The organism is Bradyrhizobium sp. SRS-191, assembly GCF_024586915.1.
Classification (GTDB): Bacteria; Pseudomonadota; Alphaproteobacteria; order Rhizobiales; family Xanthobacteraceae; genus Bradyrhizobium.
On record NZ_JANBVS010000012.1, the window covers coordinates 77,753 to 90,361 of the forward strand.

The window sequence follows — 12,609 nt, forward strand, 5'->3', positions numbered from 1 at the left end:
TTTCACGCTTCCGGTCATACGGCCGGGATGACGGACGATCCCTGCGGCCGACGTTCCGGTATACAGAATAACCCTCCGCGCCTGGTCGAGACAGCTCGCCCGTAGCGATCGGGCCCGGCCGCGGGGGCCTGAACGTCAGTGCGCCGCCGCGCTCGCAACGCCGAGATGGCGCTCCAACGGCGCGGGGTCGGCCTTCAGCGCGCTGGAGGGCGCGTCGTGGACGATGGTGCCGCGCTCCAGGATCACGACGCGGTCGGCCAGCGCGAGCAGCTTCTGGGCGTGCTGCTCGACGATGATGGAGCATAACCCGCCGGCGCGGCTGATGGTGCCGATCGCAGCCAGCAACTCCTCCACGATGATCGGCGCCAATCCTTCGGTCGGCTCGTCCAGCAGCAGCACCTTCGGGTTCAGCGTGAGCGCGCGGCCGATCGCCAGCATCTGCTGCTCGCCGCCGGAGAGCTGGTTGCCGAAATTGTTGCGGCGCTCCTTCAGCCGCGGAAACATCTGGTAGACGCGCTCGACCGTCCACGGCCCGGGCTGAGCCACCGCGGTCATGTTCTCCTCCACCGTGAGCGAGCGGAAGATGTTGCGCTCCTGCGGCACCCAGCCGATGCCGGCGCGGGCGCGCTGGTCGGCGCGCAACGAGGTGATGTCGGTGCCGCCGAGCGCGAGCTTGCCCTGGAAGCGGCGGGTGACGCCGACGATGGAGTTGATCAGCGTGGTCTTGCCGGCGCCGTTGCGGCCGAGCAGCGCCAGCACCTGCCCCTCGGGCAGCGACAGCGACATGTTCGGCAGCACGACCGCCTGGCCGTAGCCGGCGCGGAGGTTCTCGATTGCGAGCAGATCGGTCATCACGCGGCCTCGCCGAGATAGACCGCCTTGACCTGCGGATCGCGCGCGACCTCGTCGGGCGCACCCTCGACCAGCAGCGCGCCGGAGACGAGAACCGAGATGCGGTCGGCGAACGAGAAGACGAGATCCATGTCGTGCTCGATCAGCAGCACCGTGACGTCGCGCGGCAGCGCGGCGACGGCGGCGAGAATGTCCTTGCGCTCGCCTTCGGGCACGCCGGCGGCGGGCTCGTCGAGCAAGAGCACCCGCGGCTTGGCCGCGATCGCGACCGCGATCTCCAGCAGGCGCTGCTTGCCATAAGGAAGCGTCGAGGTGCGGTCGTTCATCACGTCGAGCAGCCGGAAGCGCTCCAGGGTCTCGGCGATCTCGGCATTGATATCGTCGCGCGTGCCCATGCGCCGCCACCAATTGCCGCCGCCGCCGAGCCGCTCGGACACCGCGAGACCAATCGTCTCCAGCGGCGTCAGGTCGGGATAGAGCTGGTTGATCTGGAATGTGCGCGACAGGCCGCGCAGCACGCGCTTGTGCACGGGCAGATCGGTGATGTCTTGCCCTTCGAGCAGGATGCGGCCGGAGCTAGGCTCCAGCACGCCGGTGAGCTGATTGATCACCGTCGTCTTGCCGGCGCCGTTCGGGCCGATCAGCGCGTGTCGCGCGCCAGGCCTGATCTGCAGCGACAGATCGCGAGTGACGTGCAGGCCGCCGAAATGCTTGTCGAGGCCGCGTGTTTCCAAGGCGTAGGTCATGGCGCCTCGTTATCGGTGAGGGCCACCGCGGCCTTGCGGCCGGCGATCTGCCGAAGGATGAGGTTGGGCAGCCACAGCGCATAAGCGTGGATGCGATGGCGGCCGACGAGCACGATGATGACGAGCACGAGGCCGATCCAGAACATCCAGTATTGCGGCGTGATCCACTGGAACAGCTCCTGCAGCATCCGGAACACGGCGGCGCCGATCAGGCCGCCATAGAGATAGCCGGAGCCGCCGATGACCAGCATCAGCACGAGGTCGGCGGAGCGTTCGAAGGAGAACACGTCGAGCGAGGCGAGCGCCGTGGTCTGGGTGAACAATGCGCCGGCAATGCCCGCATAGAACGCCGCGACGGTGTAGATCGCGATCAGGCGCTTGTTGACGGGAATGCCGATCGCCGAGGCGCGCAGCGGATTGTTCTTGATGGCGCGCAGCGACAGGCCGAACGGAGAATGCACGATGATCCGCGCCAGCAGGAACAGCACGAACAGCACGGCGAGCGCGTAGAAAAAGCCGGTCTTGCCGAACATGTCGAAGGCGAACACGCCGAAGATCGGCTGGATGTCGATCCCTTGCAGGCCGTCGGTGCCGCCGGTGATGTTGGAGAAGCGCTCGGCGAGCGCTTCCATCAGCAGCGCGATGCCGAGCGTCACCATCAGTCGCGTCAGGTCGACGCCGCGGATGACGAGGAAGCTCGTGGCGAAGCCGAGCACGGTGGCGGCCAGTCCCGCCACGATCAGCGCCAGCACCGGCTCGTTGATGATCCCGTGCACCGACAACAGGCCGGCGCAATAGGCGCCGACGCCGAAGAAGGCGGCGTGGCCGAGCGAGACGATGCCGGCATAGCCGAGGATCAGATCCAGCGACAGCGCGAACAGCGCCAGCCGCAGGATCTCGGTCATGATCAGGTAGCGTGAGGGAAACGCGAGCCCGACCGCCAGCACGACGATCCAGAAGGCGAACTCGCTCCAGTGCCAGCGGCCATGCTGCCTGGCAAGGAGGCCGACCTCGGTCTGTGCGTTCGTGGTCATGCGATCCTCACCGCGTCGCCGTGCGACCGAACAAGCCGTTCGGACGCCAGATCAGGATCACGATCATGATGGTGTAGATGACGAACGGGCCGACCTTCGGCACGTAATATTTGCCGGCGACGTCGCCGATGCCGAGCAGCAGCGAGGCCAAGAACGGGCCGGTGATCGAGGACGAGCCGCCGACCGTGACCACGATCAGGAAGTAGATCATGAACTTCAGCGGAAAGTACGGATCAAGGCCGAGGATCTCGGCGCTGAGCGCGCCGCCGAGGCCGGCAAGGCCGCAGCCGAAGGCGAAAGTGAAGGCGAACACCTGCGGCACGTTGATGCCGAGGCCGCTGGCGGCGCGCGGGTCATCGACCGCGGCGCGCAGCCGGCTGCCGAAGCGGGTCTTGGACAGGACAAGCTGGAGTCCCACCGTCAAAAGTCCGCAGATCACGATGATCATCAGCCGGTAGCGGCCGATGCCGACGCCGAAGATGTCGAACTGGCCCTGGAGAACGGCGGGCAGCTTGATGAAGATGCGCGACGAGCCCATGATGTAGTCGACGGTGGCGACCGTCATGAACACCAGCCCGATCGAGAACAGCACCTGGTCGAGATGGCTGCGCGCGTAGAGATGCTGATAGAGCGTGCGCTCCAGCAGCGCGCCGATCACGGCGCTGGCGACGAAGGCCATTGGCAGCGCGGCGAAGAACGGCCAGCCGATCCGGTTGACGAGCACGGCGCAGACATAGCCGCCGGCCATCGCGAAGGCGCCATGCGCGAGGTTGACGAAGTTCATCAGGCCGAGCGTCACGGCGAGCCCGCAGGCCAGCACGAACAGCAGCATGCCGTAGGCGACGCCGTCGAACAGGTTGGTGAGGATGGAGGTCATCGAACGAGGCGAGCCGGGTTGGAGATCGTCATTCCGGGGCAGCGCGCAGCGCTGAACCCGGAATCTCTTCAATCATGTCGAGATCCCGGGTTCGCCGGCGCTTTGCGCCGACGCCCCGGGATGACGCTGCCGAGGCAGCGTCACTTCTTCGCCTTGCCCGGATCCTTCACGGCCTCGAAGGTCTGGAACTCGACGTTGTAGAGCTCGCCGTCGACCTTCTCGACCTTGCGGATGTAGACGTTCTGGACGATGTCGCGCGTCTCCGGGTCGATCGAGATCGGGCCGCGCGGGCTCTCCCACGCCATGCCCTTCATCGCCGCGAGCAGCGAGTCGCCGTCGGTCTTGCCGTCGGCCTTCTTCAGCGCCTGGTAGATCAGGTGGATGCCGTCATAGCCGCCGACCGCCATGAAGCCTGGACGGCTGTTGAAGGCCTTCTTGTAGGCCGCGACGAATTCCTTGTTCTTGTCCGACGGATGCGCCGCCGAATAGATGTGCGCGGTGACAGCGCCGAGCACCGCGTCGCCCATGTCGTTGAGGAGGTCGTCGTCGGTCACGTCGCCCGGACCAATCACCTTGATGCCGCTCTTGTCGAGGCCGCGCTCGGCATATTGCTTCATGAAGTTGCCGCCCTGCCCGGCCGGCACGAACACGAACATCGCGTCCGGCTTGGAGTCCTTCATGCGCTGCAGGAACGGAGCGAAGTCCGGATTTTGCAGCGGGACCTTCACCTCCTCGACGATCTCGCCGCCGCCGGCGGTGAAGCGCTCCTTGAAGGAGGCCAGCGCGTCGTTACCCGGCGCGTAGTCCGAGGTGAGCGTCGCGACCTTCTTGATGCCGTTCTTGACCGCCCAGTCGCCGATGATCGTGGAGGACTGCGGCAGGGTGAAGCTGGTGCGGACGATGTAGGGAGATTTCTCGGTGATGATCGAGGTGCCGGCAGCCATCACGACCTCGGGGATCTTGCCCTGGGTGGCGAGCGGCGCCGCGGCAAAAGCAGCCGGGGTCACGCCGAAGCCGGCGATGACGTTGACCTTGTCGTTGACGATCAGCTCCTGCGCCAGCCGCTTGGTGTTGTCAGGCAGCGCGGCGTCGTCCTTGAGGATGACCTGGATCTTCTTGCCGGCGACGGTGTCGCCGTTCTGCTGCATGTACAGCTTGATCGCGTTGTCGATCTGCTTGCCGGTCGACGCCTGGCCGCCGGTCATCGGCACGATCAGGCCGATCTTGAACGTATCTTCGGCGTAAGCCGGACAAGCGGCGAGCGCGGCGGCCGCGCCGGCCAACATCAGACCCGCAATTCGATTGTTCACGTGCCATCCTCCCTTTGCGCCGCTTCGAAGGGCGGCGCTTACGATCAAATGTTCAGTTTTGCGGCGACGCTAAAGCGATTTGTGACCGCCGAACACCTGCCGCACGCTCTAACAGCTATAGCAATTCGGAATAGATTCTGTATGCCAGCCATGCAACTGCGGAATTTCTTCGGAGGGTTGGCGGGTGATGACCGTCAGGACAGGAAGGACCGACAGGGGCAGAAAAGAGTATTATATTACCTGGCATCAAATCGACTGAATTGGCCGGTTGAAGGCGGACATTGCCGCGCTGCTGGCCTGCCTTGTTCCCTATGGTGTTGCTGACTCATGCCGCGCAGTTTTCGTCTAGTTCTCGCCCCGCTGGCAGCCGCCGTTGCCCTGTCCTTGGCCGGCTGCTCGTCGATCAATGCGACGGTCGGGGCCGGGATGGGCGACCTGATGCCGCAATGGGCTGGTGGCCTGCCGGCGAATGCCCCGCCCCGACCCGGGTCGCCGGAATACGAACGCTTCATGCAGGAGCGCGAGCGGCAGCGGCAATTGCCGGCGAGCGAGCGCGACAAGGAGACGCAGTCGGACTCCAATGCGCAGGCGGCCACGCCTCGACGCTGAGGGCCTGCCCGAATCGCGACACGAGCTTGCGCGGAGCCGAGGTCGCTCTTCCCCCGGCGCCCATGCCGCGATGGCCGGCGCATGACAGGACGCCGCGCCTGCGATCCGCGATTGCGACTGGACCGCCGGCGACGTCCGCCCGCGCTTCGATCAGTCCATGAACACGACGGTCTTGCGGCCGTTGAGGATGACGCGATCCTCGAGGTGATAGCGGATCGCCCGCGCCAGCACGCGCCGCTCGATGTCGCGGCCCTTGCGCACGAGATCCTCCGGCGTGTCGCGGTGGCTGATGCGCTCGACGTCCTGGTCGATGATCGGGCCCTCGTCGAGGTCGCGGGTGACGTAATGCGCGGTGGCGCCGATCAGCTTGACGCCGCGCTCATAGGCCTGGTGATAGGGTTTTGCGCCCTTGAAGCCCGGCAAGAACGAATGGTGGATGTTGATGCAGCGGCCGGACAGGCTCGCCGACATCTCGTCCGACAGGATCTGCATGTAGCGCGCGAGCACCACGAGATCGGTCTTGGTGTCCTCGACCAGCTTCAGGATGGCCTGCTCCTGGTCGCGCTTGCTGTCCTTGGTCACCGGCATGTGGTGGAACGGAATGTCGCCGAAATCGAGCCCGGCATAGGTCTCGCGCGGATGGTTGGAGACGATCGCCGTGGGGATCATCGACAGGTCGCGGGTGCGCCAGCGATAGAGGATGTCGACCAGGCAGTGGTCGAACTTCGACACCAGCAGCATCACCCGGCGCTGCCCGGCGCGGTCGCGCATCTGCCAATCCATCGCGAAGCGTTCGGCGATCGCCGCGAAGCCGGTCTGCAGCGCCGGCAGGTTGACCGCGAGATCGGCGGCGGTGAACACCACGCGCATGAAGAAGTGACCCGTCTCGAAGTCGCCGAACTGCTGGGCGTCGAGAATGTTCTGGCCGTTATGGGCGAGAAAGGTGGAGACGGCCGAGACGATCCCGGGACGATCCGGGCAGGACAGGGTCAGGACATACTGGTGGTCGGACATGGCGATGGCGTACCGGATGGGGAGATTGATCTTGCGGCAGGCGCGGGGGCCGTTTCGGGCCCTGCTCTATCACCCTCCGCGCCCTTGCGCCAACGCTCGCCGAGGGGGCAGGATGAACAAAACATCACCTCTTTCGGTGGAGAATGGCATGGCCGACCGGCTGACCGGCAACCGCATCCTGATCCTGGAAACGCGCGAGGAAGCGCAGTTCTCGCGCCTGCTCGCCGAGCAAGGCGCCAACGTGCTGCAATGTCCGATGTTCACGATCCAGGATGCCCCGGATCCGGCGCCGATCGAAGCCTGGATCCGCCGCTGCATCGAGCGTCCGTTCGACGATCTCGTGCTGATGACCGGCGAGGGCCTGCGCCGGCTGATGACGGTGGCGCGCCGAATCGGCGTGGAAGCGGAGTTCATCGCAGCGCTGGGCAAAGCGCGCAAATTCACCCGCGGGCCGAAGCCGGGACGAGCCCTGCGCGAGCTCGGCCTCGAGCCGCAGATGACGACCGAGAAGCCGACCTCCGAAGGCGTTGCTGAATTGCTGGGACGATTCGAGCTCAAAGGCCATCGCCTCGGGCTGCAGCTCTATCCCGACAAGGACCATTCCGCACTGATCGGCGCCATCAGGGCCGGTGGCGCCGAGGTCGATCCTGTGCTGCCTTACGTCTACGACGCCAAGGCGGCCGATGCGAACATCCTCACAGCGATCGACGAGATGACCGCCGGCAAGGTCGATGCCATCGCGCTGACGAGCTCGGGCCAGCCGCGACGGCTGTTCGATGTCGCCAAGGCGCACGGCATCGAGGATCGGCTGCGCCAGGGCTTGGCGCGGACGCAAATCGCCTCCGTCGGACCTGTCGTGACCGAGGAGCTGGCGGCGCATGGCCTGTCACCATCGATCACTCCGACCGGCGAGGCCTATTTCATGAAGCCCCTGATCTCGGCGATGGCCGCGGCGCTGGGTGTGAAAGTGCCACGACCTTCACTCAACTAACGGTGTCGTCCCGGCGAACGCCGGGACCCATACCGCGTGATGTCCGAAATGGGCAGGCGGCGCGTACCGCGCGTCCCACGACGTTCGGTGGCTATGGGTCCCGGCTCAAGGCCGGGACGACGGCGGAGTATTAGGCGCTAGCGCGGCCAACCTCTTTCAGGAACGCCTGGTACGCGCGCGCAATGCCCTCCTCCAACGAGGTCGTCGCGCACCAGCCGAGCTTGGCCAGCCGCGACACGTCGAGCAGCTTGCGCGGCGTGCCATCGGGGCGCGAGGGGTCGAAGCTGATGCGGCCCTGGTAGCCAACGGCTGCCGCGACCACGCGCGCGAAATCGGCAATCGTGATGTCCTCGCCGGTGCCGATATTGACCAGCTCGTGATCCGAATAGGTCTGCATCAGATGCACGCAGGCATCCGCCATGTCGTCGACATAGAGAAATTCGCGCCGCGGCGTGCCGGAGCCCCAGACCACCACCTCCGGCGCATCAACCAGCTTCGCTTCATGGAAACGCCGGATCAGCGCAGCGACGACATGGCTGTATTCCGGATGATAGTTGTCGCCGGGGCCGTAAAGGTTGGTCGGCATGACGTTGATGAAGTCGGCGCCATATTGGCTGCGATAAGCCTCCACCATCTTGATGCCGGCAATCTTGGCGATCGCATAGGGCTCGTTGGTCGGCTCGAGCGGACCGGTCAGCATCGCGTCCTCGCGCAGCGGCTGCGCGGCGAGCTTGGGATAGATGCAGGACGAGCCGAGAAACATCAGCTTTTCGGCGCCGTTCACATGCGCGGCATGGATGACGTTGGCGGCGATCGCGATGTTGTCGTAGATGAACTCGGCGCGCAGCGTGTTGTTGGCGACGATGCCGCCGACCTTGGCTGCGGCCAGGAACACGGCCTGCGGCCTGACCTTCGCAAACCACGAGAACACCGCGGCCTGATCGCGCAGATCGACCTCGCTGCGCGACACCGTGACGAGCTCGACACCTTCCCGCGCCAGCCGCCGCACCAGCGCGCCACCGACCATGCCGCGATGTCCCGCGACGAATACGCGCTTTCCGGCGAGATCAAAGCTCGACGCCACGGGCCAACTCCTGACGTGCCACGTCAATTAGGTACAGCAGATCTAGTCTCCATAGCAGCGCAGGTGGTCGAGATTGAGGATCGTGATCCCCCCATATTCCACCCGCAACAGACCCTCGCGCTCCAAGGTCTTGAGGCATTGATTGGCGTTCTGTCGCGACAGTCCGGAGAGCGCACCGATCTCCTCCTGGGTGATCTCCAGGTGGCGTGTCGTATTCGGGTAGAGGATAGGGTTGAACAGCGAGGCGATGCTGCGGGCGAGCCGCGCGGTCGCATCCAGCGTGCGGCCGACCTCGACGAGGCCGATGAACTGGCCGAGCCGTTCGTTGAGCTGGGTGACGAGGAAGCGGTTGAAGCCGACGCTGTTCTCGAACAGCCACATGAAGGTCGGCCGCTCCATCAGCGCCGCCCGCGTGTCGCGTAGCGCCACCACGTCATAGCGGCGCGGCTCGTTCTTGAGCACGCTGCCCTCGCCGAACCAGGCCCCCGCGGACATGCCGGCAAAGGTGGTGGCCTTGCCGCCACGCGACACCGTGCTCATGCGCGCCAGACCGGTGACGATGCCGGTCCAGTAGTCGAACTGGTCGCCGCGCAGGAAGATGTGCTCGTTGGCCGCGAAGGAGCGTTCGACGACGCCGGCGGACGCGACCTCGATCTCCTCGGGCTTCAGATGGCGCGACCAGGGGGCGATGCGCAACAGGGTGTCGGAGGCGATCAAGCCGTCATCTCGTCTCGTCGAATCTCGCCGCGACCATATTGCATCGCAACAAACACGTCATGAATTTTGCCTGGGAATTGTCAGGCGCAAGACAGTTCCTGATAGCGCTTTCCCCTAACCAGGACCACCGCATTCGACTCGGCAACTCCGGGGCGGATGACGCGGATCGGCCTGAAGATGCGGCAAAGTGCGCCGCCCCAGGCAGTCCCGTCATTCGTCGGATGGCGCGGAACCAGGGAGCGGGCTAGGATTACGACGACAGCGGCGCGACAGACGTCGCGACGCGAGGCTTAAAGAGCGCGACAAGCGCCGACAAGGGACTTCGGGAGGACGACTTGGACTATACGTTGGAAGCGCGCGGAGTCTCGCTGCGTTTCGGCGGGGTGAAAGCCCTGACCGACGTCAGCTTCGGTGTGCGCGAGGGCGAGCTGTTCTCGATCATCGGCCCGAACGGCGCCGGCAAGACCTCGATCGTCAACTGCATCTCCGGCCGCTACAAGCCGACCGAGGGCCGCCTGTTCCATCGCGGACGCGACATTACCGGCCTGCCGCCGAATGCGCGCGCCAATATCGGCATCGGCCGCACCTTCCAGAACCTCGCGCTGTTCCACCATATGAGCGTGCTCGACAACATCATGGTCGGGCGGCACCACCTGCTGAAGAACAACTTCCTCACCGGCTCGCTCTATTGGCTGACCGGCGCGCGCCGCGAGGAGCTGAAGCACCGCGAGAAGGTCGAGCAGATCATCGACTTCCTCGACCTGCAGTCGGTGCGCAAGGCGCCGGCGGGCACGCTCTCCTACGGCCTGCGCAAGCGCGTCGAACTCGCGCGCGCCATGGCGCTGGAGCCGCATCTCATCCTCCTCGACGAGCCGATGGCCGGCATGAACTTCGAGGAGAAGGAGGACATGGCCCGCTACATCGTCGACCTCAACGAAGAATACGGCATGACGGTCGTGATGATCGAGCACGACATGGGCGTCGTCATGGACATCTCCCACCGCGTCATGGTGCTCGATTTCGGCCGAAAGATCGCGGAAGGCGATCCCGCAGCGGTGCTCGCCGATCCCCACGTCAAGCGCGCCTATCTCGGCGAGGAGGATGAGCTGCTGGTCGACCCCGACGAGGCGCCCTCCATCGCGGAGGACGCGGCATGATGGACTATGCGGGTCGCGTCAAACAGGCGGACACCTATCCGAAGCTGCTGCGGCTGAACGCCAAGGAGCACGGCCGGGAGATCGCGCTGCGCGAGAAGGATCTCGGCCTCTGGCGGACCTTCACCTGGGCGGACTACCAGGCGCGCGTCCGCGACTTCGCGCTCGGCATGGTCGAGCTCGGGCTCGGCAAGGACGACGTCGTCGGCGTCATCGGCGACAACCGGCCGGACTGGGTCGCGGCGGAGATCGCGGCGCATGCGATCCGTGGCCACAGCCTCGGCCTATATCGCGACGTGCTGGACGACGAAGCGGCCTACCTGCTCAACTATGGCGAGGCACGGCTAGTGTTCGCCGAGGACGAGGAGCAGGTCGACAAGCTGCTCAACCTCGCCGACCGCGTGCCGGCGCTCAAGCACATCATCTATTCCGACCCGCGCGGCATGCGGAAGTACGACGACCCCAGGCTCATGCCGGCCGACAAGCTCGCCGAACTCGGGCGCGCACGCGCGGCGCGCGAACCCGATCTCTACGACCGCATGGTCGACGCAACGGTCGGCGACGACGTTGCTATTCTCTGCACGACATCAGGCACCACTTCGCATCCGAAACTCGCGATGCTCTCGGCGGCACGCGTCCTGAAGCATTGCGCGACCTATCTGGCCTTCGACCCCAAGGGTCCGGAGGACGAATATGTCTCGGTGCTGCCGCTACCCTGGATCATGGAACAGGTCTACGTGCTCGGCAAAGGCCTGCTCTGCCGGATGAAGGTCAACTTCGTCGAAGAGCCGGATACCATGATGAACGACTTCCGCGAGATCGCGCCGACGTTCGTTCTGTTCGCGCCGCGGGTCTGGGAGCAGATCGCGGCCGACGTCCGCGCCGCGGTGATGGATGCCTCGCCGCTGAAGCAGCGGCTGTATCAGATGGGCATGTCGAGCGGCCTCGCCGTGCTGGAGAAGGGCCAGCATTCGGGCTTCGCCGACATGCTGCTGTTCCGCGCGCTGCGCGACCGGCTCGGCTTCACCCGGCTGCGCTCGGCCGCGACCGGCGGCGCCGCGCTTGGGCCCGACACCTTCAAGTTCTTCCGCGCCATGGGCGTGCCGTTGCGCACGCTGTATGGCCAGACCGAGCTGTTAGGGGCCTACACGCTGCATCCGGATGACAAGGTCGATCCGGACACGACCGGCGTGCCGATGTCGCAGGACATCGAGATCAAGATCGACCAGCCGGACAGCCAGGGCATCGGCGAGATCCTGGTGCGCCATCCCAACATGTTCCTAGGCTACTACAAGAACCCGGAAGCCTCGGCCGCCGACATCAAGGACGGCTGGATGCATTCCGGCGATGCCGGCTATTTCAACGGCGCCAAGCAGCTCGTCGTCATCGACCGCATCAAGGACCTCGCCGAGACGTCGCGCGGCGAGCGCTTCTCGCCGCAATATATCGAGAACAAGCTGAAATTCTCGCCCTACATTGCGGAAGCCGTCGTGCTCGGCGCCGGCCGCGAGCACCTCGCGGCGATGATCTGCATCCGCTACTCGATCATCTCGAAATGGGCAGAGAAGAACCGCATCGCGTTCACGACCTATTCCGATCTCGCCTCGCGCAACGAGGTCTATGCGCTCTTGCAGAAGGAGGTCGAGACCGTCAATGCGCACCTGCCCCCAGCCCAGCGCATCGCCCGCTTCCTGCTGCTCTACAAGGAGCTCGACGCCGACGACGGCGAGTTGACCCGCACCCGCAAAGTGCGACGTAGCGTGATCAACGAGAAATACGCCGACATCATCGACGGCATCTATGGCGGCAAGCCGGCCATTCCCGTCGACACCATCATCCGTTTCCAGGACGGCACCACCCAGCGCATCCGCACCACGCTGAAGGTGGTGGACCTGGGTGGGCGTGGACCGATGGCGGAGGCGGCGGAGTGATGCGCGTGTTGTCATCCCCAGTCGTCATGCGCGGGCTCGACCCGCGCATCCATTCTCTTCCGAAGGCCATGTATCGCCGGGTCAAGCCCGGCGATGACGACCGAGGTCGCGAGCAGCAACAAGCGCGACTGCGCATGACTGCGCCCTCTCCCCTTGTGGGAGAGGGCATCTCCGCCGGTCGACGCGAATGCGGTCGGGTGAGGGGTCTCTCTCCCCTCGCTCGCCCGCGGAGAGAACCCCTCACCCGGCTGCGCTGCGCGCAGCCACCCTCTCCCACAAGGGGAGAGGGT

At 65.5% G+C, this 12,609-nt stretch carries 12 protein-coding genes; 4 read left to right on the forward strand and 8 right to left on the reverse strand.

The window, feature by feature from the left end; translation table 11 throughout:
* Positions 1-135: 135 nt before the first annotated feature.
* The 5 genes from NLR35_RS21420 to NLR35_RS21440 all read right to left on the reverse strand — a co-directional run bounded on the left by NLR35_RS21420 (position 136) and on the right by NLR35_RS21440 (position 4,795).
* Positions 136-852, reverse strand: coding sequence for an ABC transporter ATP-binding protein (locus NLR35_RS21420; RefSeq protein ID WP_257168513.1), 717 nt, complete (start codon positions 850-852; stop codon positions 136-138).
* Entirely contained in the window at positions 852-1,598 is a 747-nt protein-coding gene (locus tag NLR35_RS21425) for an ABC transporter ATP-binding protein (RefSeq protein ID WP_257168514.1), read from the reverse strand. The genes NLR35_RS21420 and NLR35_RS21425 overlap by 1 nt, the downstream gene beginning before the upstream one ends.
* Positions 1,595-2,632: a branched-chain amino acid ABC transporter permease gene (locus NLR35_RS21430; protein ID WP_257168515.1), complete on the reverse strand. Its 1,038-nt coding sequence runs from the start codon at positions 2,630-2,632 to the stop codon at positions 1,595-1,597. The genes NLR35_RS21425 and NLR35_RS21430 overlap by 4 nt, the downstream gene beginning before the upstream one ends.
* Before the next feature lie 7 nt (positions 2,633-2,639).
* A complete protein-coding gene (locus tag NLR35_RS21435) occupies positions 2,640-3,509 on the reverse strand; it encodes a branched-chain amino acid ABC transporter permease (RefSeq protein ID WP_257168516.1) in 870 nt (289 codons plus the stop codon).
* A 140-nt stretch (positions 3,510-3,649) separates the two neighbouring features.
* The gene (locus NLR35_RS21440; RefSeq protein WP_257168676.1) at positions 3,650-4,795 is read right to left on the reverse strand and encodes an ABC transporter substrate-binding protein; all 1,146 of its coding nucleotides are present in this window, start codon (positions 4,793-4,795) and stop codon (positions 3,650-3,652) included.
* A 351-nt stretch (positions 4,796-5,146) separates the two neighbouring features.
* Between NLR35_RS21440 and NLR35_RS21445 the strand changes: the two genes are divergently transcribed.
* Positions 5,147-5,428, forward strand: coding sequence for a hypothetical protein (locus tag NLR35_RS21445; protein ID WP_257168517.1), 282 nt, complete (start codon positions 5,147-5,149; stop codon positions 5,426-5,428).
* A gap of 150 nt (positions 5,429-5,578) precedes the next feature.
* On the opposite strand, the gene purU is transcribed toward NLR35_RS21445, so the two are convergent.
* Entirely contained in the window at positions 5,579-6,442 is an 864-nt protein-coding gene (purU, locus tag NLR35_RS21450) for a formyltetrahydrofolate deformylase (protein ID WP_257168518.1), read from the reverse strand.
* 148 nt (positions 6,443-6,590) lie between these two features.
* Between purU and NLR35_RS21455 the strand changes: the two genes are divergently transcribed.
* The gene (locus NLR35_RS21455) at positions 6,591-7,433 is read left to right on the forward strand and encodes a uroporphyrinogen-III synthase (protein WP_257168519.1); all 843 of its coding nucleotides are present in this window, start codon (positions 6,591-6,593) and stop codon (positions 7,431-7,433) included.
* 130 nt (positions 7,434-7,563) lie between these two features.
* Here the strand turns inward: NLR35_RS21455 and NLR35_RS21460 are convergent, their stop codons facing one another.
* Both NLR35_RS21460 and NLR35_RS21465 read right to left on the reverse strand, forming a co-directional pair.
* Complete coding sequence (locus NLR35_RS21460) at positions 7,564-8,517, reverse strand: GDP-L-fucose synthase (protein ID WP_257168520.1); 954 nt, start codon at positions 8,515-8,517, stop codon at positions 7,564-7,566.
* 42 nt (positions 8,518-8,559) lie between these two features.
* A complete protein-coding gene (locus NLR35_RS21465) occupies positions 8,560-9,234 on the reverse strand; it encodes a Crp/Fnr family transcriptional regulator (RefSeq protein ID WP_257168521.1) in 675 nt (224 codons plus the stop codon).
* A gap of 335 nt (positions 9,235-9,569) precedes the next feature.
* Here NLR35_RS21465 and NLR35_RS21470 point away from each other — a divergent pair, with 335 nt between their 5' ends.
* Complete coding sequence (locus tag NLR35_RS21470) at positions 9,570-10,391, forward strand: ABC transporter ATP-binding protein (protein ID WP_035644545.1); 822 nt, start codon at positions 9,570-9,572, stop codon at positions 10,389-10,391.
* Complete coding sequence (locus NLR35_RS21475; protein WP_257168522.1) at positions 10,388-12,319, forward strand: long-chain fatty acid--CoA ligase; 1,932 nt, start codon at positions 10,388-10,390, stop codon at positions 12,317-12,319. Before NLR35_RS21470 ends, NLR35_RS21475 begins: the two co-directional genes overlap by 4 nt.
* The last annotated feature ends 290 nt before the right edge of the window (positions 12,320-12,609 follow it).